Here is a 25,687-nt window from a genome sequence, read left to right as displayed (position 1 = left end):
GCATGGCAGCCCCGGCAATTTCAGAAGTTGTAGGTCACCCGCCCGAAGTAGTACCCCCCGGTGAAGCCATACGGCGAATACACCCCATACCCCTTGACCATGGTCTTGCTACTGGGCGCCTGGCGCTCGGGGTAGACATCGAACAGGTTGCGCGCCCCGACCGCCACTTCCAGGTTCTTGGTCAGCTGGTAGCCAAGGTCCAGGTCGGTGATCCAGCGCGCCTTGTATTCGCGGTCCAGCGAGCGGTCATTGGCGGCATTCACCTCGCGCCACGAACCGTAGCGGGTCAGCCCCAGGTTGACCCGGTAGCGGTCCAGGCGCCAGTTGGCGCCGAGGATCAGCTTGGTGTGCGGCTGTACCTCGGTCAGCAGGTTGCGCGCCTGGCGGTTCATCAGCTCGTACGCGGTCCCGAGGATGTTGACGCTTTCCTTGTAATCGAGGATTTCAGTGTCGTTCCAGTTGAATGCAGCCGTCCACTTCACGCTGCCGCCGCGGCCCAGCTGCTGGTCGTAGCTGCCCACCAGATCCAGGCCTTTGGTGCGAGTGTCGGCACCGTTGGTGAAGTACTGGCCGCCCGATGTAGAGTCGATACCGTTGGCCAGCAGGGCCTGGGTGACCTCGGGGCCGAGCAGGGTACCGGTGAGGGTGATGCGGTCGCGCACGTTGATCAGGTAGGCATCGGCGGTGAAGGCCACGTGCTCGCCGGGCTGCCAGGCCAGGCCGAGGCTGTAGTTGGTGGACTTCTCCGGCTTCAGCGGTTCGGCGCCCAGCGCCTTGGCGGCAGCCGAATCGACCGGCAGCACACCGTAGTTGATCGACTGGTATACGCCATCGACCACGCCGTAGGTGGTGGAGCGGGCGCTGAACAGGCTGTTGGCCAGCGATGGCGCACGGAAGCCGTTGCTGACCGTGGCCCGCAGCGCCAGCGCCGGGGTCAGCTCGTAGCGGGTGGTCAGTTTGCCGCTGCGGGTCGCGCCGATACCACGGTCATAATGCTCGTAACGCAGGGCGGCGCCCCAGTACCATTGCGGTAGCGGATTGAAGCCTACATCCAGGTAGCCGGCGTAGCTGTTGCGGCTGGCGCTGCTTGCCTCGGCCGGGGAGATGCCGTTGGTGACCTGGGCACCGGAGGCAGCACAGTTGCCGGGTGCTGCGCAGTAGCCTCCGTCGGCCCAGCTGGCCCAGTCGCCGGCTTGCACCTGGTAGGTATCGCGGCGTTGCTCCAGGCCCCAGGAGGCGTCCAGCGGCTTGGCCAGGCCGACCTCGAAGCTGCGGCGCAGGTCGAGGTTGCTGGTCAGCTGCGAACTGACCCAGGTGCCGGACTCGAAATGATTCGGTGTGGCCTCGCCCAGCGATGGGTTCTGGTTGTTCCAGGTACCCTGTTCGGCCTCGTTGCGCCCGTAGGTGCTGGACAGGTCCCAGTCCCACTCGCCGGCCAGGCCTTTGGCGCCAAAGGCGGCCTGATAGTCGTACTCCTCGATGTACCAGGTGGGCGTATAGCCGGACGGTCGTCCATTGGGGCCGGTGGTGATCGTGTTGACGATGGTCGGCAGGCGAAAGTTCTGACCTTGCTCGGCCTTGCGGTATGACCAGGTGCTGAACGAATACAAGGTGAGCTCATCGTCCAGTGGCAGTTCGGCGTTGTAGCCCAAGGTGAGCAGGTTGATCTTCGGCGTCCCATAGCCGCCATAGGTGACCTTGCCGGCACGGTCCAGCGCTTCGGCCTGGCTGTAACCGTTGGCACTGGCCTTGTTGTCGTCGTTCTGGCTGCGGGCGTCCAGGGCCAGGTGCAGGATACCGTCGCGGCCGATCTCGAAGCCTTTGTCGAGGTTTTGCTGCACGGTCTGTTTCTTGCCGTCGTAGCCTTGGCCAGCGGTCGTCACGGCGGTGCCGCTGGCGTCGGCCTTGAGGATCACGTTGATGACCCCGGCGATGGCATCGGAGCCATACTGGGCCGCCGCGCCGTCCCGCAGCACTTCGACATGGTCGATGGCGCCGATGGGGATCAGGTCGAGGTCGCTGGGCGCGGCACCGGCGTTGATGCCGCTGATGTTCAAGGTGGCGCTGGTATGGCGCCGCTTGCCGTTCACCAGCACCAGCACCTGGGCGGCATTCAGCCCGCGCAGGTTGGGCGCGCGGGCCATGCCGCTGGCGTCCCAGCCGGTCTTTTCCGGCAGGGTCAGCGACGGCACGCTGGCGCTGAGCGCTTCCATCAGGCCTGGCTTGCCAGTTTCCTGCAACTGCCTGGCGCTGATCACATCGATGGGTACCGGGCTGCTGGTGACGGTGCGTTTCTCGCTGCCACGGTTACCGGTGACAATCACCGTGCCCAAGGCCTGGGCGGCAGGTTCGTCGGCCAGGGCAGGGGCCGTATGCAGCCCGGCGGCCAGGGCGACACTGAATAAAGGAGCAGATTTGAACGCGTGCTTCATGCATACAGTTCCTTGTCAGGCTGGGCTGGCGCGCTCAAGGCGCCTTGGCCGCGATCGCGTCGATTTCCACCAGCGCCCCCGGCAGGGGCAAGGCCACCACCTGGATGGCAGTACGGGTGGGCGTGCGTGGCTGCTCGGCGGTGGCGAAGAATTCGGTGTAGGCCGCCTGTAGCCCGGCAAAGTCGAGAGTGCCGCCATTGGCCGGGTCGCCTACCAGGAAGACCCGCAGCTGGACGATGTCACCCAGGTCCAGGCCCTGGCTGCGCAGCGCCGTGCGCAGTTTGTTCAGCACTGAACGGGTCTGGGTTTCGGTGTTGCCCAGGGCGGCGATACTGCCTTTTGCGGCCTTGGGGTCGGTCACGTCCGGCAGGGTGCCGCTGACGAAGGTCAGCTGGCTGCCGGCCGGTACGGTGACCAGTTGCGAAATGGGGAAGTTCGAGCCGGGCGGGGCGACCCGCTGGATGCCGTCAGCGTGGGCGTTGAGGGTAAGCGACATGAGTACTCCGGCAAGCAGAAGAAGACGAGGCATGGGTCAGGTTCCGTGACTGTCAGGCGGCAACGCCGCGGGTGGTCTGTGCGGCATGGCGGGCGATCAGGCCGACCACCCGGCGGGCGGATTCGGCGGCGCTGTTCTGCCAGATGCCGACTCCGCCATGGGCCAGGGCATCGCTGGCCAGCCAGGTCCGGCCCTGGGGCTGGTTGAGCAGGTCGTAGCCGGGTTGGGCAACTTCGTCGTGGACGATCCACGGCGCTTCGCTGAAGGGGATCTTCGACCAGTTCACCACCACCGGCCGCCCCAGCTTGTGGCTGTGGCCAGGGTGCAGCGACTCCACGGCATGGCGCGAGGAGGCAATTTGCGCGTCCAGCGACTTGGCGGCAAACTGCTGGGCCACTGCGCCGGTGTTGTAGGTGGCGACCAACACGCCTTGGGCGCTGTTGAGGTGATCACTCGGGTACCACAGGGTACGCGCTTCGTGGTTGATATAGCTGAGCCCGCCGTAGATCTGGAAGTCGGTTTCCCAGAAACGCGGTGACTGCCAGGCTACCTTGTTGGCCTTGTCGCCTTCGGCGCTGGCAATGGCTTGCCTGAAGCTGTTATCGAAGTTGTTCGGCAGTTTTGCCAGCAATGGAAGGGGCAGGGTGACGATGGCGTAGTCGGCCTGTTCGATGTGTTGCTGGCCGCTCTTGCGGTCGCGCCACACCACCTTGGCGCCGTTGTCACCTGTGTCTATCCCCAGCACTTCGGCACCCAGGCGCACGCTGTCCTTGACCTGCCGGTAGAAGGCGCGGGGAATCTGATCCATGCCACCGACCGGCTGGAACATGGTCGAGGAGAATTCTGGAATTTCGTCGAACACCAACGGTAGCAGCAGGTTGCTGTCGAGCAACTGGTCCAGCGGCACTGGCTGGCGCTGGACCGGGGTCTGGTCGCCGGCGCCGGCGAAACGGGTGTAGCCAGCGCGCACGGAACCGCGGTACTGCTGCTGGTTGTCGAGGTCGCCGTAGACCTTGAGGAACTCCAGCAGCGCCTTGCGCTGCCTGCCGTCGAGCTCGCTGTCGAGGCTGTTGCGGCTGATACTGCGCGCCAACAGCTCGCTGAAATGGCCACGGGTATCGTTGACCGCCTGGCGCAGCAGCAGCGGTGGGCGGGCCAGGTCTGGTTGGGCCAGGGCGTTGCGGCTGCTGTTGACCAGTACTTGCAGTTCCACGCCCAGTTCGCGGCAGTAGCCGAGGATGGTCAGGTGATGGCTGGGCAGGCGTGCAGCGCCGGCGTTGAAGAAGTGGCCCGGGTCGAACTCGACGGTTTGTGCCGTGCCGTCGTTGTGCTCGATACGGTCGCCCTGGCGCAAGGTCCAGACTCGGCCACCGACTCGCTCGCGGGCCTCCAGCACGGTGATCGAGAAGCCGGCCTTGCGCAGCTCGTAGGCTGATACCAGGCCGGAAATACCGGCGCCGACAATCACCACGCGCTTGCCGTTACCGCCATTGGCGGCCAGTTGCAAGGGCTGGAAGGTGGCGGCCAGGGCATTCTGCCCCAGTGCGCCCAGGGCCGCCGAATAACCGCCAATGGCGGCGAGGCGGGTGATCAGGTCTCTACGGGACAATCCCATGTCGCATGCTCCGAAAAAGTTTGGATTCGGATGTGCGCAACGGGCAGGCGGATCGGAGCTACAGACCCGACGACGGTTGGCACAAATCCATTTGCCTCCGCCATATCGGGGTCGGTTTACAGAACCTAATGGACTTTCACGGAGCTGTGAAAGGCTTTTTCGTTCTATGTTAATTATGTTTTTTGTTAATAATCGTTATATATCAAAATGCGTAATAGCGATTTTATGGGGTGGTTGCAGATGAATATCGCTCGCTTGGCGCGCCCTTTGTAGGAGCAGCCTTGTGCTGCGAAGAGGCCCGTACGGGCAGTAGATATGCGTGGTCAGTGCCGGCCTCTCGCAGCACAAGGCTGCTCCTACAAAATCCAGGAGTGCAGGCTTGCGTCGCAAAAGGGCATGCACAGGCGGCAAGGGCCTAGGCAGAACGCGTACTGCGTCCTGCCTCACGCTGGGCCACCAGCGCGCGGATCCGCGGAATCAGCTCCTGCCCGTACTCCACTGCATCGCGCAACTGCTCGAAACCTCGGAACAGGAAGGTACTCACGCCCAGTTCGTAGTAAGCCAGTGCCGCTTCGGCTACCTGCTCGGGTGTGCCTACCAGCGAGGTGGAGTTGCCGGCACCACCACCCAGTGCTGCGATCTCAGTCCATAGCCGGGTGTCGTGTACCTTGCGTTGGCTGGCCAGTTGTACCAGGCGCTCGGAACCGACGTTGCTCTTGCCGAAGTTCTTCTCGCGGCGGTTGCCTTGACGGATACCGATGCGTTGCCTGGCATCGGCCAGAATCCGCTCAGCGCGTGCCCAGGCTTCTTCCTCGGTGGCGCCAAGAATCGGCCGTAGTGACAGGCTGAAGCGGATGTGCTGCTCTCGCCCGTAGCGGGCGGCGGCCTTGCGCACGTGGGCGATGCGTTCGCGCACCTGCTCCAGTGGCTCGCCCCACATCATGTACACATCGGCGTGCTTCGCCGCGACTTCAACCGCGGCGTCCGAGGCCCCGGAGAAGTACACCGGCAGCTGGCCCACCGGTTTGACCAGGGTCAGGTTGTCTTCCACCCGGTAATGCGCGCCGTGGTGGTCGAATGGCGTGGTCTGCGTCCAGGTGTCGCGCAGCACCTGCAGGTACTCGTCGGTGCGTGCGTAGCGGGCCTCTTTGGTGAGGAAATCACCGTCGCGTTGCAGGTCGCCGCTGTCGCCACCGGTGATCACGTTGATCGAGGCGCGACCACGGCTGAGCTGGTCGAGCGTGGCGAACTGGCGGGCGGCAAAAGTCGGTGCCTGGAAGCCAGGGCGATGCGCCACCAGCAAGCCGATGCGTTCGGTAAGTGCGGCGACGTAGCTGGCCAGGATCATCGAGTCGGGTGCACTGGTGTTAACGGCCAGCAGGGCTTTGTCAAAGCCGGCGTATTCCTGGGCCTGGGCGAAGGCCTTGATGAAGTCCAGGTCAACCAGCGGCCCGCGCGGCGCTTGCGATTCGCTGCTTTCCTGTGGGCCGATCAGGCCGATGAATTCGAGGCTCATGCAGTGGAACTCCTTTTCGTCCGGGGGGGTTAGGCAACCGCAGGCTGTTTGCGGCGCAACGTGTTGCTGTTGGTCGGTACGCTCAGGCCAAAGCTGTCGCGCAAGGTGCTGCCGGTGTACTCGCTGCGTACAAGGCCGCGACCTTGCAGCAGCGGCACTACCAGTTCGGTAAAGAACTGCAAGCCGTCAGGCAGCAGCGAGTTGATGATGAAACCGTCGGCGGCGCCGCTGTCGAACCAGCTCTGCAGGGCATCGGCGACTTGTTCGGGGGTGCCGGCAAAGTCACGCCGAGGGCGGGAGAAGCGCAGTGCCAGTTCGCGCAGGCTCAGCCCCTCGGCGCGAGCAAGTTGCTTCAGTTGGTCGGCGGTGCCCTTGTGGCTGTTGTCGCCGAGGCTGCCCAGGTCGGGGAACGGCGCATCCAGCGCATGCTGGCTGAAGTCGTAGTCGTTGAACGGGCGGCCGAGTGCGACCAGGGCATCTTCGATGCTCACCAGGTCGACGGCCTGCTGGTAGCGGCGTTCGACCTCCGCTTCGTCGCGGCCGACAATCGGGCGGATGCCCGGCAGGATGAACAACTGGTCCGGGTCGCGGCCATGGCGTGCGGCGCGCTGTTTCAGGTCCTGGTAATAGGCGCGGGCATCGCTGAACGATTCGGGGTTGACGAAGATCGCATCGGCATTCTGCGCGGCGAAGTCTCGGCCGTCTTCCGACACGCCAGCCTGGAAAATCAGCGGCTGGCCCTGGGGCGAGCGCTGGATGTTCAGCGGGCCCTTGACCTTGAAGAACTCGCCCTGGTGGCCCAGGGTATGCAGCTTGGCCGGGTCGAAGAATTCGCCGGTCTGCTTGTTGCGGGTGAAGGCATCGTCTTCCCAGGAGTCCCACAGGCCCTGGACAACCTCGACATGCTCGCGGGCGATGCGGTAGCGCACGGCATGGGGTGGGTGCTGGTCCTTGCCGAAGTTGTCGGCAGTGCCCGACAACCATGAGGTGACCACGTTCCAGCCGGCGCGGCCGCCGCTGATGAGGTCCAGTGAGGCGAACTGGCGGGCGACCTGGAAAGGCTCGGTATAGCTGACCGTGACCGTTGCCACCAGGCCGATGTGGGTTGTGACCGCCGCCAGTGCCGAGAGGATGGTCAGCGGCTCGAAGCGGTTGAGGTAGTGAGGGCTGGAGCGGGCGTGAATGTGAAGGCTGTCTGCGATGAAGGCGAAGTCGAACTTCGCTGCCTCGGCCAATTGTGCCTGGTGCTTGTAGAAGCCGAAGTTGACGCTGGCATCGGCCAGCGCATCGGGGTGACGCCATTCGCCCCAGCCGTGGCCGACACCGTGAATCATTGCACCGAGATGAATCTGTCGTTTGCTCACGAGCACTACCTCTTGTCGTATGTGCATCAAAAGTCCGTGCAGCACGACCGTGCTGCACGGCATAACGTCAAACCGCTACGGGTAGCACGCTGCGCGAATGCCCTGGTATCGCCTCGATCAGCGCCCTGGTATAGGCGTCGGCCGGCTGGCCTAGCACCTGCAGCGCCGGGCCTTGTTCCACTACCTGGCCGCGCCGCAGCACCAGCACCTGGTCCGCCATGCTCGCTACCACCGCGAGGTCGTGGGAGACCAGTACATAGGCCATTCCCAGTTCACGCTGCAGCTCATCCAGCAAGGCGAGGATCTGCGCCTGCACCGACACGTCCAGCGCACTCACCGGTTCGTCGAGCAGCAGCAGCTCCGGTGCCAGTGCCAAGGCCCTGGCAATCGCCACCCGCTGGCGCTGACCACCCGAGAGCTCCCGGGGCAGGCGGTCGAGAAAGTGCACCGGCAAGTGCACCCGGGTGATCAGCTCGCGGGCCTTGCGTTCAAGTGCCTCGCCCTTGAGCAGGCCGAACGACACCAACGGCTCGACGATGCTGTCGAACACGGTGAAGCGCGGGTCAAGCGCGGCGAACGGGTTCTGCTGTACCAGCTGGATGCGTTGGCGCAGGGGGCGCAACTGCCGCCAGCTGCAGCTGCTTATGTCAACACCGGCGAACTCCACGCACCCCTGGCTGGGCTTTTCCAGCCCAAGGGCGATACGCAGCGCGGTGCTCTTGCCCGAGCCCGACTCGCCGACGATGGCCAGGGTCTGCCCAGCGTGCAGTTCAAGGTTGAGGTCATGCAGGGCCGTGAAATGCCTGTCTTGCCCGGGCAGCACGAAGCGCTTGCCAATATTGCTCAGGCGCAGCAGCGCTGCTTTGCCTGCTGGCGCGCCAGGCCTGCGCCGCGGCACGAAGGCCGGGGCGGCGTTGAGCAGGTCGCGGGTGTAGGGTTGCCGGGTGCCCCAGAGGATCTGCCGTGGGGTGGCGTGCTCGACCCGCTGGCCCTGTTGCATGACCAGCAGGCGATCGGCGCGGTCGCAGGCCATACCGAGGTCATGGGTGATTATCAGCAGCGAGATGCCGCGCTCGGCTACCAGCCGCTGCAGGTGGTCGAGAATGCGCCGCTGCACCGTCACGTCCAGCGCGCTGGTGGGTTCGTCGGCAATGATCAGCCGGGGCTCGCCGGCCAGGGCGATGGCAATCAGTACCCGCTGGCGCATGCCGCCGGAGAGTTGATGGGGGTACTGGCGGGCGCGCAGTACAGGGTCGTCGAGGCCGACCAGGGACAGCATTGCCAGCACCTCGGCATCCAGCCCCGGGTAGCGCCGGCCGCGGGCCTGCAACAGGGCCTCGGCGATCTGCCTGCCAACGCGCTGGGTCGGGTTGAGGCTGACCATCGGGTCCTGCGGCACCAGGCCGATGGTCTGCCCGCGCAACTGACGCCGGGTGCGCTCGCTGGCTGCAGCCATATCGACGCCGTTGACCCACAGCTGGCCCTGGTCGATCTGCGCATTGGCGGGCAACAGGCCGAGCAGGGCATTGGCCAGGGTCGACTTGCCCGAGCCGGATTCCCCGACGATGGCCAGGGTCTCGCCCTGGCCCAGGCTGAACGACAACTGGCGCACAGCCTGGGTACGTTGCCCGGCGAAGGCATAACTGATACTCAGGTCGCGAACCTCGATCAGGGGCGGCTGGCTCATCGGGCATGCTCCTCGGCACTGCGCGCCAGGTGGTTGAGGCTGAACACCACCGCCACCACGAACAGCCCCGGCAGCAGGGATACCCAGGGGGCGGTGATCAGGAAGTGGCGACCGTTGGCGATCAGCGTGCCCCATTCCGCCGCTGGTGGTGCCGCGCCAAAACCAAGGAAGCTAAGCCCTGCGGTGGCCAGTATGGCGGCGCCGAAGTCGAGGGTGGCAAGCACCGCCACCGGGCCCCAGGCATTGGGCAGCACATGGCGCAGCAGCGTGCGTGCCCAGCTGGCACCGCCCAGCCGTGCAGCTTCGACGTAGGGCAGGGTCTTGATGCGCAGCACTTCGGCGCGGGTGGTACGGGCAAAGCCGGGAATGATGCCGACGCCCACGGCGACTGCCACGGGTACCGTGCCGAAGCCGATGGCGGTGACGATGGCCAGCGCCAACAGCAGGCCGGGCAGCGCCAACAACACGTCGATCAGGCGCATCAGCGCTGCATCGACACGCCCGCCGGCAAAGCCGGCCAGCACGCCCAGGCCGAGGCCGCCGAGCAGGGCGATGGTCACCGCCAGCAATGCTGCCAGCACTGACAGGCGCGCACCGTAGACCAGTCGGGTATACAGGTCACGGCCCAGTTCGTCGGTGCCGAACCAGTGCGTCAGGCTGGGGGCGCTGAGCTTCTCGGCGGGCGAGGTGGTGTAAGGGTCGAAGCTGGTCAGCAATTGCGGGGCCAGGGCGGCAAGCAGGGCGAACAGCACGATCAGCAGAGCCAGGGTGAAGCCGGGCCGGCGCAGTAACGGGGTCAAGCGCTGCCGTGCGCGCTGCAGGCGCGTGCGACGCTTCCAGGGGGCGGCGGGGCGGGCCGCGTCGCTGACAAGCAGGCTGCCGAGCGGCCTGCTGTCGACCGGGGTCAGAGGAATATCGACGGTCATTTCAGTTCACCTTGGCCATGTGGGTTATGCGCGGGTCGAGGTACGGGTAGAGCAGGTCGACGATCAGGTTCACCAACACGAAGGCGGCGGCCGAGACGGCGACAATGGCCAGCACCACCGGGATGTCCTGGCGCAGCACGGCCTCCTGGGCCAGTCGTCCGACGCCATTGCGCGAGAAGATGGTCTCGACCAGCACCGCGCCTGATACCGTGTTGCCAACTTGCAGGCCAACCAGGGTCAGCAGCGGCAGGGCCGCGTTGCGCAAGCCGTGGCGCGCCTGCACCTGGGCCCGGCTGAGGCCTTTGGCGAAGGCGGTGGTGATGTAGGGCTCCTGCCACACGCCCTGGAAACCCCGTTGCAGCACCTGGGCGTACACCGCGGCGCTGGGAATCGCCAGCGTGATCGCCGGCAGCACCAGGCTGGCCAGGCCCTGGCTGCCGGTGGCCGGGAACCAGCCGAGGGTGAAGGCGAACACCTGGATCAGCAGCAAACCCATCCAGAAGACCGGCACCGAAAAGCCCAGCGAAGGCAGGCGCGCCAGTGCGGTCTTCAGTGGCCGCCATTGCAGGTAGGCGGTCAGGTAGGCCAGGCCGACCCCGGCCAGCAGCGACAGGGCGACGGCGACGCCGGCCAGGGCCAGGGTTTGCGGCAGGCGCTCGGCCAGCAGCGCCGTGACTGGCCGCCCCAGCGACAGCGATTGCCCGAGATCACCGTGCAGCGCTCGCCAAAGCAGGTCGAAGTACTGCTCCAGCAGGCCCTGGTCCAGGCCGTAGTAGGCGCGGGCCCTGGCCAGGTCCTCAGGGGACAGGCCGTCGGCTTCCATGCCCGAGGCGCTGAGCATGATCGCCAGGGTGTCGCCGGGTAGCAGGTAAAGAATGAAGTAGGTGATGCTGTAGGCGCCCCACAGCACCAGCAGTGCCTGGCCGATCCGGCCGATCAGGTAGCGCTTCATGGCTGGCCGACCTGGATGTCACTGAGCAGGGCGAAGCCTTCGGCGGTCCAGCGGAAGTCCTTGACCCGCGGCGCGGTGGCGGCCTGCCAGACCCGCTCGTACAGCGGGAATGCGGACGCCTCCTCGACCAGCAGGTCCTGCAGTTGGCCGTAGGCCTGGGCCCGCTGCGAGTCGGCGGTGGCGGTGATGCCACTGTCGAACAGCGCCTGGGCCCTGGCCAGGGTAGGTGGCTCGTAGGTGTTGGTGGCCACCGTGGCGCTGTTGGCTGCACGCGGGTCGAGAATGGTCTGCAGGATGATCGGGTCGGCGCGGGTCATGTAGGTGGAGGTCAGGTCGTAGTTGCCGGCCGCGTTGCCGGCCACCCATTCGGCGCGGGTCAGCACGTTGAGCTTGAGGTCGATGCCGACCTTGCGCAGTTGGTCCTGTACCAGCACGTCACCGGCGCTTTCGGCCGGTGTCAGGTTGTAGCGCAGGGTCAGGCGCTGGCCGTCCTTGTGCCGGTAGCCGTCCTCGCCCTTGTGCCAGCCGGCGGCATCGAGCAGCTGTTCGGCGCCCTGGGGGTCATAGGCGAGCTTGTCGGCCTGGGGCTTGAAGTAGGGCGTGGTGACGTCGTACACGCCGCTTACCACCGGGAACGCAGCGTTGTATACGGTGCGCGCGTAGCTGGTGCGGTCGATGGCCTTCTGCAGCGCCTGGCGTACCTGGCGGTCGGCCAGCACGCGATCATTGCGGGTATTGGGGTAGAGGTTCAGCGCCGGGCCCGGCAGCGAGCGGCTCTGGATGGTTGCGCCCCTGGACTGGAACAGCTTGAGGTCGACTTCAGAGAACGGATTGCGTGGCCACAGGATGTCGGCTTTGCCCTGCAGGAACAAGCCGTTGCGCACGCTTTCCTCAGGGATGTAGCTGATGTCTACCGCATCCAGATGCGCCGGGCCCTGATTGCGCACGTTGGCCGACGGCCAGGCGTAGTCGGCGCGCTTGACGAGGCGCGCGCCAACCTCCGGGGTGTAGTGCTCGAGGATGAACGGGCCGGTGCCGACGATCTTGCCCAGCGAGCGTTCCTGGGGGGTCAGCCGGTATGAAGCCGGGGCGAGGATTGCCAGGTTGGTGGTGGAGGTGGCCTGCAGGAAGCCCGCGTTTGGCCGCGACAGCACCAGCCGGACCGTGAAGTCGTCGATCACTTCGGCGTGGTCGTAGCCGGCGAGGTAGGTGGCGCCGAAGGTCGCGGGCAACTGGCTGGCGAAGGCCTTGTTACTGTCGAAGGCTGTTTTCACGGCATGGGCATCGAAGCGTTCGCCGTTGCTGAACGTGACGTCCTGGCGCAGGTGAAAGGTGTAGCTCAGGGCATCGGCACTGACTTCCCAGTTTTTCGCCAGCCAAGGGATGATGCGGCCGGTCTCGGGGGCCTGGTCAGTAAGGGATTCGGCGACGTTGCGCAGTAGCACGCGATGCTCCAGCCAGTAAACCTGGAAGGGGTCGACGCTGACCAGGGTGGTGTTGTCGCCCCAGAAGGCAATGTTCAAGGTCTTGCTGGCGGACGGGGTGTCGGCCGGCGAGCAGGCGGTGAGAGCCAGGGCCAGGGAGCCGATGGCGAACAGGCGGTGCAGTGAGGGCATGGGGCGATCCTTCAGTGAATTGTGTTTCTCCGGTACTGGCCCCTTTGCAGGCCAGCACAGCTAATGGATAGCTCTCAGTCAGTCCTGGTAATCGCGGCCCTCACGGTCCAGTTGCCGGATCAACGCATCCCAGTGCCGCTGAATGCCTTCCCCCTTGCCATCGGAAAACCGCTTCGACTGCTCATGAACCTTGGCAATCGCTGCCTGCGAAGCATGCAGCAGCTGGTCGTTGCCACCGGCCTGGGCCGCCACCTGGATGTTGCAGGCACGCTCCAGCCCATGCAGTTCCCGGAAAGCGTGCTCCACGCTGATCCCCCCGGTGAGCAACCCGTGGTTGCGCAGGATGAGGATGTTGCTGTCGCCCAGGTTGGCTACCAGCCGCTGTTGTTCGTCCAGGTCCAGGGCTACGCCTTCGTAGTCGTGGTAAACCACCCGGCTGTAGTAGGCCAGGGCGTGCTGGGAGATCGGCAGCAGGCCGTCACGCTGGGCCGATACCGCTGCGCCGTCGCGGGTATGGGTGTGCAGCACGGCCTTGAGGTCGGGGCGGGCGCGGTGGATGGCGCTGTGAATCACGTAGCCAGCCTGGTTGATGCCCAGCCCCAGCGGGTCGTCGATCAGGGTGCCGTCGACGTCGACCTTGACCAGGTTGGAGGCGGTGATTTCGTCGAACAGCAGGCCGAAGGCATTGATCAGGAAATGCTCCTCAGGCCCTGGTACGCGAGCCGAGAAGTGCGTGTAGATGTGGTCGGTCCAGCGGAACAGGGCGGCCAGGCGGTAGGCGGCGGCCAGCTTGACCCGTACCTCCCACTCTTCGGCGCTGACCCGGTCGCGCACGTTGGCGGTGCTGGTGATGACGGCAGACAATGAACTCATGGGTGCTCTCCGGTAATCAGTAGCCGCGCGCGGTATCGACCAGGTTGGCCAAGGGCGCCTGCTCGCGGTAGCGGTGGAAGTTGGCGATGAAGGCGTCGAGGAAGGCCGGGTAGCCGTCTTCGGAAATGGCCGAGGTATGCGGTGACAGGAACACCCGCGGGTGGTGATACAGCGGATGGCCGGCGGGCAGCGGCTCAGGGTCGGTGACATCGAGGCTGGCCCGGCCGACCAGGCCGCTGTCCAGCGCATCGAGCAAGGCTTGCTGGTCGATTAGCCCGCCACGGGCAATATTGATCAGGTGCAGGCCAGGCCGGGCATGGGCCAGCACCTGACGGTCGATCAGGCCGCGGGTGGCCGCGGTGAGCGGGGCGGCCAGTACCAGGTGGTCGCTATTGGCGAACAGCTGTTGCAGGCTGGCGGCCTGCTCCACCGCGGGCACATCAGCAATGGCCTGGCCGGGGCGGCTCATGGCAGTTACCCGCATGCCCAGGGCTACGGCCTTGCGTGCCAGGCTCTGACCGATACTGCCAAAACCAAGAATGCCCAGCGTGCGGCCGCGCAACGGTGCCAGTGGGGTCAGGCGCCAGTCGGCATCCTTGACCCAGAGCCCCGGCAGCTGCTTGGCGGCGGCGAATGCCAGGGCCAGCGCGAACTCCGCCACCTGTTCGGCGTTGGCGCCCTTGCCGCTGGTCACCGGTGCGCCGTGGAATACCCAGTCGGGGTAGAAGTCAATGCCCGAGGACACCAGTTGCACCCACTTCAGGCCCCAGGGCCAGCCAGGCGGTGGGGTGTCGACGCGCTGCCCACGTACATTGATCGGGCGCAGGATGAATATATCGGCCGGGGCCTCGAGTACCAGCTGGCCAGCTGCGATGTCGATCACTTCATGGTCCGGCAGGTGAGTGCGTAGCTGCTGGTTGGCCTGGGCGTCGAGCTGGCTGGCAATGATCGAATGGCTCATGCTTGTACCCCTGACAGCGCTGCACGGCCGACCTGGCCGAACACCACATCGTCCTGCGGAGTGTGGATGCGGCTGCAGAGCACGTCGCGGTAATGCCGCTCCAGCGGGTTGCGCCGGGACAGCCCGGGGTTGCCGGCAGCCTCGATGGCCAGTTCTACGGCCTGGATGGCGTTGGCGCTGACCAGATGCTTGAGCTGCCCGGCATGGGGCGCGGCGATCTGCCCGCCGGCGGCGGAGTCGAGCAGGCTCTGGTTGGCGAACAGCAGGGTATCGATGCGGCCCAGTACTTCCTGGAAGCGCGGCAGGCTGGCCAACGGCGCCCCCAGGTTGGAAGGGCTGCGCTGCTGGAGGAAGCCCGCCAGCCAGTCACGGGCGGCACGGGCCACACCGTCGTACACCGCAGGCAGCAGCACGGCCATCCACAGCAGGCTGTCGCCGTCGAGTTCGGCCTTCGGCGCGCTCGCCGGGCTGACGCTGACGGCGTGATCGAGGGGGATCAGCACATCATCGAAACGCACTTCATGGCTGCAGGTGGCGCGCATGCCCAGGTGGTCCCAATCGTCGACGATGCTAATGCCGGGGGTGTCGCGGTGCACCAGGAAGCCGCCTACCAGAGGGTCGACGTCGTCGCTTCTTCCCCAGACCAGGTACCAGGTCAGGCCGTGGCTGCCGGTGGAGTAGATCTTGCGCCCGCTCAGACGCCAGCCCTCGCCGGTGCGCCGGGCCACGGTAGCAGGCAGGCCGCCGCGGGCCGGAGTGCCGAGTTCGGGTTCGACGCGCAGGGCGTTGATCAGTGCACCGTGCTGCACGGCATCGCGGGCCACGCGCTGGCGCAGGTGTTCGGGCCAGCGCGCTTCGTCCTGCAGGCGAAAATGCTGCAGGTACTGCATCACCAGGATCAGCGCGGTGGCCGGGTCGCCTTTGGCGACCGCGCCGATCACCCGCCGGGCGCTGGCAAGCTCGGCGCCACCGCCGCCGAGGGCACGGGGTACGGTGAGGGCAAGCAGGCCGTGACGTTGCAGCAGATCGAAGTTGTCCTGCGGGAACTGGGCGCTGCGGTCATAGCGCTCGGCATTGGCTGCGAGGGCCTGCGTCAGCTCGGCGAGGGCGCTCTCAGAGGGGTGACTCATGGGGTTTCATCCCTGAATGACGTGTGTTGCCTAAGACCGTATTCGTATGGATGAAGGCTGTAAAAGTCTTTTTTGTTCTATGCTAATTATTTGTTTTAAGAATTTAGTCGTTATCTATGTATGCAAAAATTGCATTTAAATGCGAAGCGACACGGCTGCGAGGATTTCAGCCCAGCATGCGATGTCCGGCTACTTCGCCAAACAGCTCCACCGGCTCCTGCAGGTTGCCCAGATAGCGCGGATGGAACAGCCACAGGTCCACCTGTGGCTTGAAATCGCTGACGTTGAGCACATCCAGCGCATCGCGATGGCGGCTGGCTTGCAACAACGGTTCCGGGACCAGTCCCAGGCCCTGGCCATTGGCGACCAGCCCCAGTTGCAATTCGGTGCCGAAGGTCTCCAGATTGATCGACAGGCTCAGCCCCTGTTCCCCCAGTGCTCGCTGCAGCCCCGCGCGGAAACCACATCCGTCGGGGTTGAGCACCCAGCCACGGGTGTAGCAATCCTTGAGTTTGTAACTGCGTTTGCCAGCGCTGCCTTTGGCCGCCACCACCTTCAACGGCATGCGTGCAATGGACTGGCTGGCGATGCCCTCAGGGAAGATCTTGCCTGGCGGGAACAACGCGGCAGCCGCGTCCAGCTCGCCGTTCTCCATGCGCGCGATCAGGCTGCTGCCCCAACCACTGCTGACCTGGGTACGCAGCTGTGGGTAGGCTTCGCGGATCCGCGCCAGCGCTTCGAGCAGCACCACGTCCCCCAGCGTCTGCGGCACGCCCAGGCGCAGGGTGCCCGACGGTGCGCCATCATTGGCCACCAGTTCGCGCAGCGAGTCGATCTCGCGCAGGATCGCCTTGCATTGTTCGTACACCCGCAGTCCCATGGGGGTGGGCTTGAGCGGTTTGGTGTTGCGGTCGAGAAGGGTGGCGCCGAGGTCTTCCTCGAAATTCTGCACCCGGCGGGTAATGGCCGGTTGCGTCAATTGCAGGGCCTCGGCGGCAAGGTTGGTGGACTGGCAACGAATGACCGCGACGAAGGCGTCCATATCATCGATTTTCATAATCGGCGCTCGAACGGGAAAATAAGGCATTAGCATAATCGTAATGGCGGTTAATGCCATCTGTATGATTTGTGACGATGAAAATGCATATTAGGTTATTCCTAAAATCAATTTAATTTATTTGATGGTTCTCGCTAGAGTCGCCTGACCGGGCCGCATGACGCCGTCCGCCAAGACACCGAGGAGCGCCATGTCCATTCGAACGAAATTGTTGACCCTTGCCGCTGCACTGTTGCTCGTGGGCCAGGCCAGCGCCGCCGAGCGCCTGACCCTGCGCATCGGCGACCAGAAGGGCAACATGCGCGCCCAGCTTGAGGCTGCCGACGCCTTGCGCGACTTGCCCTACGACATCCACTGGGCCGAATTCCCCGCCGCAGCGCCGTTGGCTGAGGCGCTCAATGCCGGTGCGATCGATGCCGGCATCATCGGTGATGCGCCGCTGCTGTTCGTGCTGGCGTCGGGGGCGCCAGTCAAGGCCATCGCCGTCGACAAGTCCGACCCCTACGGCACAGCGTTGCTGGTGCGCCCGGATGCGCCGCTGCACAATGCGGCCGAACTCAAGGGCAAGCGCATTGCCACCGGCCGGGGTTCAATCGGCCATCATCTGGCACTCAAGGCGCTGGACCAGGCCGGTTTGAGCGAGAAGGACGTGGAGTTCCGCTTCCTTGGGCCGGTAGATGCCAAGATCGCCCTCGCCAATGGTTCGGTGGACGCCTGGTCGACCTGGGAGCCCTACACCGCGCTGGCCGAGCTGAGCGGGCAGGGCCGGGTACTGGTCAACGGCCGCGGTCTGTCCAGCGGCAACAGCTTCCTCGCCGCCACCGACCAGGCACTGGCTGAACCGGCTCGGCGTGCAGCGCTGCAGGACTACCTCAATCGTCTGGCCGGGGCGCAGGTGTGGGCCAACCAGCACCTCGACAGCTACTCGAAGACCCTCGCAGCGATCATCGGCTTCCCCGAGGATGCCGCCCGCCTGCAGTTCGAGCGTCGCCAACTGCGCTGGCAGGTGATAGGCCCGCAGACCGTGGCCGAGCAACAGGACACTGCCGATTTCTACCACGCTCATGGCCTGATGAACCAACGCCTCGACGTTGCTCCCACCTTCGCCACCGGTTTCACCCTTCCTGACGCCGCCAGACTGGCTGCGCAACCCTGACCCGGAGATCATTTCATGTCTTGGAAACCCTTGCGCCAGCTAGGCCTGGCGGTGCTGGCCAGCGCCTTGCTGCCGAGCCTTGCCAGTGCCGAGCAGACCCTGCGTATTGGCTACCAGAAGTCCTCGACCCTGCTGACCCTGCTCAAGGCACGGGGTAGCCTGGAACAGCGCCTGCAGGCCCAGGGTATTCGTATCAGCTGGCATGAATTCCCCAGCGGCCTGCCGCTGCTGGAGGCGCTGAACCTGGGGAATGTCGACGTGTCGGCGGATGTCGCCGACACGGTGCCGGTGTTCACCCAGGCTGCAGGTGCGAAGCTGACCTACTTCGCCCGGGAAGCGCCGTCACCCACGGCCCAGGCGATCCTGGTGCCGGCGGACTCGCCACTCAAGAGCCTGGCCGACCTCAAGGGCAAGCGTGTGGCGGTGACCAAGGCCGCCGGCAGCCACTATCTGCTGATCCAGGCCCTGGCCAAGGCGGGGTTGACCTTCAAGGACATCACCCCGGCCTACCTGATTCCCGCCGATGGCCGTGCCGCCTTCGAAAACCACAAGGTCGATGCCTGGGTTACCTGGGACCCGTACGTGGCCAGTGCCCAGCGCCAGCAACGCGCGCGCATCCTTGCCGATGGCAGCGAACTTGCCAGCTACCAGCGTTACTACCTGGCGGGCAGCGACTATGCCCAGGCACATCCGGACGTGTTGCAGCAGCTCTATCTGGCCTTGCGTGAGGCCGGGGCCTGGACCAAGGCCAACCCGGAAGCAGCGGCGCGTATTCTCGGCCCTCTTTGGGGCAATCTGGATAGCGTTACGGTGCAGCAGGCGAACGCCCGTCGCAGTTACGACGTGCAGCCGGTGAAGCCGCAGAACCTGGCTGAGCAGCAGCGCATTGCCGATGCGTTCTATCGCGAAGGGCTGTTGCCCAAGGCAGTGGATGCAAAGGATGTGAACCTGTTCGAGCCATTGGCGCATTGAGCCGACGGTTGAACGGGGCGTCCTGAGCACGGTGTGTAAAAGGGTAGTTGGCGGTGGTTTTTTTCGTCATGGCTTAGATCGAATATGCATGCAAGTTATGAGCTTGGAACCGCCGGGAATATCCATATTGTCGGTTTCGCCGTCAGGCGCTACAAATACTTCGCTATATTTGCCCATTCGACGTTATCGCGTTCATTTTCCTGGCAGGAACGATGAGAAGTTTTCGATCACCGCGCCGGTAGCTGCTTTGCCGCCATATTGCGGCTCTCAGGCCGATCAGCGAACCTGATTGCATCTTCTCTCGTCACTCTTGAACAAGGACTTCACCATGATGAACGCAATGCAGATGCCGATGATGAACACCGCCATGCCGATGATGCCGATGGCTGGCATGCCGATGATGATGGCCACCATGAGCTGCGAGATGGTCGCCGACGGTATGCTCTGCACCATGAAACCTGCTGCCGGCATGGACATGGCAATGTTCCGCAACAGCGCGGAAATGATGCAGATGATGATGAACTGCGGCATGCCGATGACAATGCAGTGCGGCAACCTGATGATGATGTGCATGAACCAGATGACCATGCCCATGATGCCGATGAATGGCATGATGATGCCGATGATGCAATGCATGATGGAATGCACTGTCATGGCCGACGGCATGACCTGTAAGCTGATGCCGATGGCAGGTATGAGCATGCAGATGATGAACAGCTGCTGCATGCTGATGATGAAGATGATGAACGATTGCAGCATGCCGATGATGATGAGCTGCAACGGCATGCCGATGATGTGCTGCACCTGCTGACCCGAAGTCAATGGGTTAGGGAAGCGCTGCAGGTGCCGGTCTCTTCGCAATCAAGGCGGTAGTTCCGCCTCGTGAGCGCAGGTAGGCCTTTTGCACAGGGGCTGCACGGTTTCTGCTTCAGTCCTGTCTTTCGGGATGGGTCACTACCAGGTACGCCACCGCCTCGCTGTCCACCGGATTGCGATAGCGGTGCGGCTGGTCGGCGTAGAAGAGGATGGAATCGCCGGTCGAGAGCAGGAAGCGCTCTTCGTTTATGCTGATCTCCAGCGCACCCTGGGCCACCACCAGGTTCTCCCGCACTCCCGGGCCATGCCCGGCTGAGTGTTCCTCACCCAGCGGGCTGATGCGCAATTCGTAGAATTCCACCTGCTGTGGCGCGTCTACCGGGTACAACGCGCGGCTGACGAAGGCCCCCGTGGCACTGACCAGGCGCTTGCTCTCGCGCGCCGACATCAGCGTCACCCCGGCGCAGTCGCGCTGCTCCAGAAATGCCGCCACAGACACCTTCAGGGCCCGGGCAATCTTGCATAACACGCGGATCGACGGCACGCTGCGCCCGGATTCGACCTGCGCAAGCATCGCCCGGCTGACCCCGCTGGCCCGAGCCAAGGCGTCGAGCGACAACTGGCGCTTGGCACGCAGACGCTGGAGATTGTTGGCGACACGCTGGCCGATACCATCGTCGTCCTCTGCAACAGCTCCGGGCAGCGGCAGCGCAGCTTCGTCCGATGTCACCAGAAAGCGGTTGGGGGCGTCCATGCTGCTCACGCCTGGCGCGGCGCTGTCGAGGTGATGATGCAGACGCTCGCGGCCTGCATGGCAAAGCCGGCCTGCTGCGCATACATCGCCCAGAGCAGGCGACCCTGTTGCTGGGCCAGCTTGCGTTTGCGGTACAGGGTGAAGTCGATGACGGTAGCGGCTTGGCTCATGAGGGATCCTTATCTGAAACAGAGAGGCCAAGCGCAATTCTACGTAGCTTTCATATAACTCATAATACTGATTGCTGATTTGGTAATTCGTTATCGGAATATAGATTCACCGTTTGCCGGCCTGACACTTCCCTGCATGTGCCCGCAAGGCCTACGGCCAGATACTGACCGAACAATGCGCTTCAGACCCCGACCCCGACGCTGGCCCGCACCATTGCGTAAGCCTGGCGGACCAGCGGGTTGGCACTGTTGGCCCGCACCCACAGGTGGTAGGTCACATCAGGCAGTGCCGGAAGACCATCGCTCTGCCCGAGCACACGCATATCGGGGCCGACCATTTCCTGGCTGCGCGCAGTAATGCCCAGGCCGGCGCGCACCGCTGCCTTCACGCCTATCAGGTTCGACGCCAGGTACGTCTGGCGCCAGGCGATGCCGGCCTGCTCCAGCGCCTCCAGCGCCAGTTTGCGGTACAAGCTGGGTTCGTCCACCAGCACCAGTGGCAGGGGCTCCCCTGGCAGGTGCTGATAGTGGGCCGCGCATATCCACCATACCGGCGAGGCGCGCAGTGCGAAGCCTTCCAGGCCGGGGGCGGTGCGGGTAGAGATGACCATGTCGATTTTGCCGCGCTGCAGGTCATCCATCAGGAACGGGCTGCGGCCAACGTCGATCTCCAGGCGCAGGTTGGGCGCGGAGCGGGCGATATGGCTGAGCAGCGGCGGCAGGATGGTGTCGGCAATGTCATGGGGTGAGCCGATGCGCAGCACGCCGCTCAGGCTGTCGTGACGCAGCCCAGCCAGGGCCTCGTCATTGAGCGCGAGCATCTGCCGGGCGTGGCGCAGCAGCTGACGGCCGGCATCGGTGAGGGATTTGTGCCGGCCCTGCTTGCGCAGTAGCGCCACGCCCACCTGCTGCTCCAGGCGTTGCATGTGCTGGGTTACCGAAGCCTGCGTGCGAGACAGGGAGCGGCCGGCCTCGGCGAAGCTTGTGTGGTCTGCGATGGCGACGAACGTGCGTAGCAGGTCGAGGTCAAGGGCGGGGGCGGTCATGGGGCAGGGCCTTTGGTGAATGGGGTGGTTGCAAAGCAGCAGCCATGTGCCGGATGACGTGTCTCGGGGGTTACGCCGACAACGGGCAATTTGGCAAGCAGGCCTGCTTCCATTGGTAGTTTTGCATTAACGGCAGGCGAAAAAACATAATGAAGCGTTATGTTTATGGCAGCGTCAACAAAGTTGCAAGTCTATCTTGCTCAGTGTTTGCTGGCTTATTCCATTCTGGCAGCTCGGCAACACAGGACGAGTTATAAGAATAGTCAATATTTGAATTTCCCCTCACCTCGGCAACTTCCTAGCATGCGCCCTCATTGGCCGGGCGTTCCGGCTGCCAGGATGAGGAGCTTTAACATGTCGCTGTCCACCGTAGCCCGCCGCGGGCTGTACGCATCATTGCTGGCCACCGCCACCTTGGCCGCTAGCGGCCTGGCCCAGGCCGACGCCACCCTGGACAAGATTCAGCAACGCCACAAGCTGTCGGTGGGCGTTGTGCTGTCGGGAGGCCCGTTCGGTGCCATTGACCCGGTCAGCCGCCAGCCTGTCGGTTTCAGTGTCGACCTGGCCCGCGACCTGGCTCGCCAGCTGGGCGTCGAAGTAGACCTGGTGGCCGTACAGCCAGCCAACCGCGTGCAGTTTCTGCAGCAGGGCAAGGTCGACCTGTTGATCGCCAACATGGAATGGAACGCCGAGCGCGACAAGCTGCTGGGCCACGTACCCACTCCGTTCTACCGCGTCGGCGGTACTGCGGCGCTGGTCGACACCAGCCCGATCAAGACCTGGGCCGACCTCAAGGGCCAGCCGGTGTGCACCAGCCAGGGCAGCAGTTACACCCAGCCTCTGGTGCAACTGGGCGCCGACATCAAGGCCTTCAAGACCTCCGCCGAATCGCTGCTGGCCCTGCGCGGCAACAACTGCGTGGCCGCCGTGCATGACGCCACGCTGATCAACCCGCTGCTGGCCAAGGGCGGCGAGTGGAGCGGCTACCGCGCCCTGGCGCCCGAGCTCAACCCGGCGCCGTCAGTGATCTGGACGCGCCTGGGCGAGAGCGATACCCAGCAGCGCCTGGATCCCCTCGTCAAGCAGTGGCACCGCAGCGGCTGGCTGATCGAGCGTGAGCAGGCCAACCACATCACCCCGGCTTCGCCGGCGCTGGTAGAACTGCGCACCCAGTTGCTGGGCGAAGGCGCCTGATGAGCGATGCTCTGCACTGGCTGGTCGGGCAGCTCGCCCGGCTCGGCCTGGACTATGGCTTCATCTTCGACGCCTACGCCAGCGGCAAGCTGCTGGACGGCGCGCTGACCACGCTGTGGCTGTGCCTGTGCGGCATCGTCGGCAGCCTGCTGGTGGGCGTGCTGCTGGCCGCGGCGGTGACCTCCGCGCGGCGCTGGCTGGCGTGGCCGGCGCGGGCCTTCATCGAGGTCACCCGCAACACCCCGACGTTGGTGCAGCTGTACTGCGCGTTTCTGGTACTGAACATGCTCATCAACCAGAGCCTGGGTAGCGCCAACCCCATGACCCCATTCGCCTGGGTGGTGCTGGTGATCTCGCTGCACAAGGGCGCCTTCCATGCCGAAGCCCTTCGCGCCGGCATCGAGGCGGTGCCGGCGGTCACCCTCGAGGCGGCCAGTTCGCTGGCATTCAGCCGCCGCCAGCAAATGCTCCAGGTGCAGTTGCCATTGGCGGTGCGCTTCGCCTTGCCGGCGCTGGTCAACAACCTCATCGACCTGGTGAAGATGACCGCCGTGGCCTCGGCCATCGCCGTCAACGACATCACCTATGCCTCGATCATGATCTGGACCCAGGGCGATAACGTCGTCGAGCTGATGATCATCATCCTGGCCTACTTCGGGCTGCTGAGCTTTGCAGTCAACTGTGCCGGCCGCGCCCTGGAAGCGCGCCTGAGGATGCCTGGCTATGGCCACTGAAAACCTCGCCACCCTGTGGCACTGGTCGCCGACCCTGGGCGCGGGCCTGTTGCAGAATATCCAGATCAGCGTCGGCGCCATCGGCCTGGGCACGTTGCTGGGCTTGCTGGTGGGCACGTTGCTGCTGTCGCCGCTGGCGCCCTTGCGCGTGGTGGCACGGCTATGGGTGCAGGTGTTTCGCAACGCGCCCTGGCTGGTGCTGATCTACTTCACCTCCTACGTGTTCCCCTTTGATGTGCAGGTGGCCGGCACCTGGGTGGCGTTCCCCGACTGGCTCAAGGTCACCGTGGGGCTGGCCTTGCCGGCCAGCGCCAATGTGGCCGAGATCTTCCGCGGCGCGGTCGCCTCGATCCCGGGCACCCAGTGGGAGGCCGCGCGCTCCCTGGCCTTCAGCCGCGGGCAGATCTTTCGTTCGATCATCCTCCCGCAGTGCCTGCGGCGCATGTTGCCGCCGTGGATGAACTTGTACGCGGTGGTGACCATGGGCACCGCCCTGGCTTCACTGGTGGGCGTGCACGACCTGATCGACAGCGCCCAGGTCGCCGCCAACACCGTCAACCGCAGCGGTTTTACTGTCTTGGTGTACTTCAGCGTGCTGGCGCTGTTCTTCGCCTATTGCTACCCGATTGCCCGCCTGACCCAACGCCTGGAGCGCCGTTATGCCTTCTGAACCCCTGATCCAGCTACGCGACGTGCACCTGGCCTTTGCCGACAACCCGGTACTGCGTGGCATCGACCTGGATGTGCAGGCCGGCCAGGCAGTGTCGATCATCGGCCCGTCCGGCTCGGGCAAGTCGACCATCCTGCGTTGCCTGACCGGCCTGCTTCGGCCCCAACGCGGCAGCATTCGCATTGGCGACACCCAGGTCGAGCAACTGCGTGGCGAGGCCGGGCTGATCGCGCTGCGCAAGCAGGTGGGTTTCGTTTTTCAGCAGTACAACCTGTTCCCGCACCTGAGCGTGCTCGACAACCTGCTGATCGCCCCGACCAAGGTGCTCGGCCGCGATCGTAGCGAAGCCCGTGAGCAGGCCCTGACGCTGCTCGACAAGGTGCGCCTGGGGCACAAGGCCGCTGCGTTCCCGGGCGAACTGTCGGGCGGGCAGCAACAGCGTGTGGCCATCGCCCGCGCCTTGGCCATGCGCCCGCGGTTGATTCTGTTCGACGAAGTAACCTCGGCGCTGGACCCGGAAATGGTCGGTGAGGTGCTGGCGGTGATTCGCCAGCTGACCGAGGAGGGCATGACCTGCGTGCTGGTCACCCATGAAATGCGTTTTGCCGAAGAGATCAGCGACCAGGTGTATTTCACCGAGCACGGTCGCATCGTCGAGCACGGCAGCGCTGAGCAAGTGTTCCGCGCCCCCACGCACGAACGTACCCGTGCGTTCCTCCAGCATGCGCTGGGCGAGGGCGGCCAGCGCCCCAGCCGTCCGGCGCCCGATGTATTGAGCAACCTGGGGCGTTACAGCCTCAGCGTGTGATTGCAGCCTACCCAGAAGAGAGACCGAGCATGTCCCGTGATTCCGTGATTCAGCCATTTCTCGCGCAAGTGCGCGCCATCCATGAGCGGGGCATCGACCGCGCCGCGCTGCAGCAGATCATCGTGCTGCTCGAAGTCCTGGCCGAGCGCCGCGAGCTGTTCAACTTCGAGCGCTTCCCGGCGCCCGTTGCCGCCACCGGCGAAACCCAGTTCCGCTACCGGCTTAACGACGACGGCGAGTCACCGACCCTGTACGTCAACTCGCTGCTGCCGGGCAAGGCGACCTTGCCGCACAACCACGAGACCTGGGCGATCATCGTTGCCGTCGAGGGGCAGGAGCTGAACCGGGTGTACCGCCGCGAGGATGACGGCAGCGACCCGGCCCGCGCCCGACTGGCACTGGAGCGCGAGATCGTGGTGCAACCGGGGACGCCGGTGGCTTTCCTGGGCGAGGACCTGCATGGCATTCGCGTCGAAGGCGATAAGCCGACCTTGCACTTCCACCTTTATGGCCGGCCGCTGGAATCGCTGGAAAATCGCTACGGCGTCAAGGACGACGGCAGTGTGGTGAACTACAACAAGTCACAGATGGCGCCTTCGATCGAGGCTTATGGCCTTTGATGTATGCGGCCGGTGCCATGCACCGCACTGGATTCTTCGCGGGCACGCCCGCTCCCACACGATACGCGGACCGCTTGCATACTGAGTTGTCCTTGTGGGGGCGGGTTCACCCGCGAAGAGAG

At 64.8% G+C, this 25,687-nt stretch carries 24 protein-coding genes; 8 read left to right on the top strand and 16 right to left on the bottom strand.

The genetic code is table 11. The features are described from left to right. Positions 1-20: 20 nt before the first annotated feature. The 13 genes from JV551A3_RS16145 to JV551A3_RS16085 all read right to left on the bottom strand — a co-directional run bounded on the left by JV551A3_RS16145 (position 21) and on the right by JV551A3_RS16085 (position 16,625). Positions 21-2,432, bottom strand: coding sequence for a TonB-dependent receptor plug domain-containing protein (locus JV551A3_RS16145; protein ID WP_133972329.1), 2,412 nt, complete (start codon positions 2,430-2,432; stop codon positions 21-23). Between the two features lie 34 nt (positions 2,433-2,466). Further along, positions 2,467-2,961, bottom strand: a complete 495-nt coding sequence (locus tag JV551A3_RS16140) for a RidA family protein (RefSeq protein WP_166674250.1) — start codon at positions 2,959-2,961, stop codon at positions 2,467-2,469. Between the two features lie 19 nt (positions 2,962-2,980). Then, positions 2,981-4,543 carry a flavin monoamine oxidase family protein gene (locus tag JV551A3_RS16135; protein ID WP_133972331.1) on the bottom strand — a complete coding sequence of 521 codons (1,563 nt, stop codon included), beginning with the start codon at positions 4,541-4,543 and terminating at the stop codon, positions 2,981-2,983. Between the two features lie 415 nt (positions 4,544-4,958). Then, positions 4,959-6,059 (bottom strand): LLM class flavin-dependent oxidoreductase, encoded by a 1,101-nt coding sequence (locus JV551A3_RS16130; protein WP_133972333.1) that lies wholly within the window; start codon positions 6,057-6,059, stop codon positions 4,959-4,961. Between the two features lie 29 nt (positions 6,060-6,088). Beyond that, positions 6,089-7,423 carry an LLM class flavin-dependent oxidoreductase gene (locus tag JV551A3_RS16125; RefSeq protein WP_177421294.1) on the bottom strand — a complete coding sequence of 445 codons (1,335 nt, stop codon included), beginning with the start codon at positions 7,421-7,423 and terminating at the stop codon, positions 6,089-6,091. Between the two features lie 67 nt (positions 7,424-7,490). Beyond that, positions 7,491-9,110, bottom strand: coding sequence for a dipeptide ABC transporter ATP-binding protein (locus JV551A3_RS16120; protein ID WP_133972337.1), 1,620 nt, complete (start codon positions 9,108-9,110; stop codon positions 7,491-7,493). Continuing rightward, a complete protein-coding gene (locus tag JV551A3_RS16115; RefSeq protein WP_133972339.1) occupies positions 9,107-10,036 on the bottom strand; it encodes an ABC transporter permease in 930 nt (309 codons plus the stop codon). The genes JV551A3_RS16120 and JV551A3_RS16115 overlap by 4 nt, the downstream gene beginning before the upstream one ends. 1 nt (position 10,037) lies before the next feature. Next, complete coding sequence (locus JV551A3_RS16110; protein WP_133972341.1) at positions 10,038-10,988, bottom strand: ABC transporter permease; 951 nt, start codon at positions 10,986-10,988, stop codon at positions 10,038-10,040. Then, complete coding sequence (locus JV551A3_RS16105; protein WP_133972343.1) at positions 10,985-12,604, bottom strand: ABC transporter substrate-binding protein; 1,620 nt, start codon at positions 12,602-12,604, stop codon at positions 10,985-10,987. The genes JV551A3_RS16110 and JV551A3_RS16105 overlap by 4 nt, the downstream gene beginning before the upstream one ends. A gap of 78 nt (positions 12,605-12,682) precedes the next feature. Then, complete coding sequence (locus JV551A3_RS16100) at positions 12,683-13,477, bottom strand: class II aldolase/adducin family protein (RefSeq protein ID WP_133972345.1); 795 nt, start codon at positions 13,475-13,477, stop codon at positions 12,683-12,685. Between the two features lie 16 nt (positions 13,478-13,493). Then, entirely contained in the window at positions 13,494-14,438 is a 945-nt protein-coding gene (locus tag JV551A3_RS16095; protein WP_133972346.1) for a D-isomer specific 2-hydroxyacid dehydrogenase family protein, read from the bottom strand. Next, positions 14,435-15,568 (bottom strand): acyl-CoA dehydrogenase family protein, encoded by a 1,134-nt coding sequence (locus JV551A3_RS16090; protein ID WP_133972348.1) that lies wholly within the window; start codon positions 15,566-15,568, stop codon positions 14,435-14,437. The genes JV551A3_RS16095 and JV551A3_RS16090 overlap by 4 nt, the downstream gene beginning before the upstream one ends. Before the next feature lie 166 nt (positions 15,569-15,734). Beyond that, positions 15,735-16,625 (bottom strand): LysR family transcriptional regulator, encoded by an 891-nt coding sequence (locus JV551A3_RS16085; protein ID WP_133972350.1) that lies wholly within the window; start codon positions 16,623-16,625, stop codon positions 15,735-15,737. 190 nt (positions 16,626-16,815) lie between these two features. Here JV551A3_RS16085 and JV551A3_RS16080 point away from each other — a divergent pair, with 190 nt between their 5' ends. From JV551A3_RS16080 to JV551A3_RS31015, 3 genes are all read left to right on the top strand, one after another. Further along, the gene (locus JV551A3_RS16080) at positions 16,816-17,781 is read left to right on the top strand and encodes an ABC transporter substrate-binding protein (RefSeq protein WP_133972352.1); all 966 of its coding nucleotides are present in this window, start codon (positions 16,816-16,818) and stop codon (positions 17,779-17,781) included. 15 nt (positions 17,782-17,796) lie between these two features. Beyond that, entirely contained in the window at positions 17,797-18,753 is a 957-nt protein-coding gene (locus JV551A3_RS16075) for an aliphatic sulfonate ABC transporter substrate-binding protein (protein ID WP_133972354.1), read from the top strand. A gap of 328 nt (positions 18,754-19,081) precedes the next feature. Then, positions 19,082-19,564, top strand: coding sequence for a hypothetical protein (locus JV551A3_RS31015; protein WP_166674251.1), 483 nt, complete (start codon positions 19,082-19,084; stop codon positions 19,562-19,564). Between the two features lie 117 nt (positions 19,565-19,681). Here JV551A3_RS31015 and JV551A3_RS16065 read toward each other — a convergent pair whose 3' ends face one another. The 3 genes from JV551A3_RS16065 to JV551A3_RS16060 form a co-directional block, all read right to left on the bottom strand. Next, on the bottom strand, positions 19,682-20,323 hold the full coding sequence (locus JV551A3_RS16065; RefSeq protein WP_133972357.1) for a helix-turn-helix domain-containing protein: 642 nt from the start codon (positions 20,321-20,323) through the stop codon (positions 19,682-19,684). Positions 20,324-20,328: 5 nt separating this feature from the next. After that, entirely contained in the window at positions 20,329-20,493 is a 165-nt protein-coding gene (locus JV551A3_RS30685; RefSeq protein WP_166674252.1) for a hypothetical protein, read from the bottom strand. Between the two features lie 182 nt (positions 20,494-20,675). Then, the gene (locus JV551A3_RS16060; protein WP_133972359.1) at positions 20,676-21,539 is read right to left on the bottom strand and encodes a LysR substrate-binding domain-containing protein; all 864 of its coding nucleotides are present in this window, start codon (positions 21,537-21,539) and stop codon (positions 20,676-20,678) included. Between the two features lie 354 nt (positions 21,540-21,893). Here JV551A3_RS16060 and JV551A3_RS16055 point away from each other — a divergent pair, with 354 nt between their 5' ends. Genes JV551A3_RS16055 through JV551A3_RS16035 form a run of 5 tightly spaced genes read left to right on the top strand, consistent with a single transcriptional unit; the run spans position 21,894 to position 25,565 of the window. Beyond that, the gene (locus tag JV551A3_RS16055; RefSeq protein WP_133972361.1) at positions 21,894-22,733 is read left to right on the top strand and encodes a transporter substrate-binding domain-containing protein; all 840 of its coding nucleotides are present in this window, start codon (positions 21,894-21,896) and stop codon (positions 22,731-22,733) included. Beyond that, positions 22,733-23,467, top strand: coding sequence for an amino acid ABC transporter permease (locus JV551A3_RS16050; protein ID WP_133972363.1), 735 nt, complete (start codon positions 22,733-22,735; stop codon positions 23,465-23,467). Before JV551A3_RS16055 ends, JV551A3_RS16050 begins: the two co-directional genes overlap by 1 nt. Next, a complete protein-coding gene (locus tag JV551A3_RS16045) occupies positions 23,457-24,137 on the top strand; it encodes an amino acid ABC transporter permease (protein ID WP_133972365.1) in 681 nt (226 codons plus the stop codon). The genes JV551A3_RS16050 and JV551A3_RS16045 overlap by 11 nt, the downstream gene beginning before the upstream one ends. After that, positions 24,127-24,945 carry an amino acid ABC transporter ATP-binding protein gene (locus JV551A3_RS16040; protein WP_133972367.1) on the top strand — a complete coding sequence of 273 codons (819 nt, stop codon included), beginning with the start codon at positions 24,127-24,129 and terminating at the stop codon, positions 24,943-24,945. The genes JV551A3_RS16045 and JV551A3_RS16040 overlap by 11 nt, the downstream gene beginning before the upstream one ends. Before the next feature lie 29 nt (positions 24,946-24,974). Continuing rightward, positions 24,975-25,565, top strand: a complete 591-nt coding sequence (locus tag JV551A3_RS16035; RefSeq protein WP_133972369.1) for a cysteine dioxygenase family protein — start codon at positions 24,975-24,977, stop codon at positions 25,563-25,565. Positions 25,566-25,687 lie beyond the last annotated feature (122 nt).

The organism is Pseudomonas inefficax (assembly GCF_900277125.1).
Lineage (GTDB): Bacteria > Pseudomonadota > Gammaproteobacteria > Pseudomonadales > Pseudomonadaceae > Aquipseudomonas > Aquipseudomonas inefficax.
The sequence above is the reverse complement of the archived record's forward strand: the minus strand, read 5'-3'. Positions and strand labels throughout refer to the sequence as shown.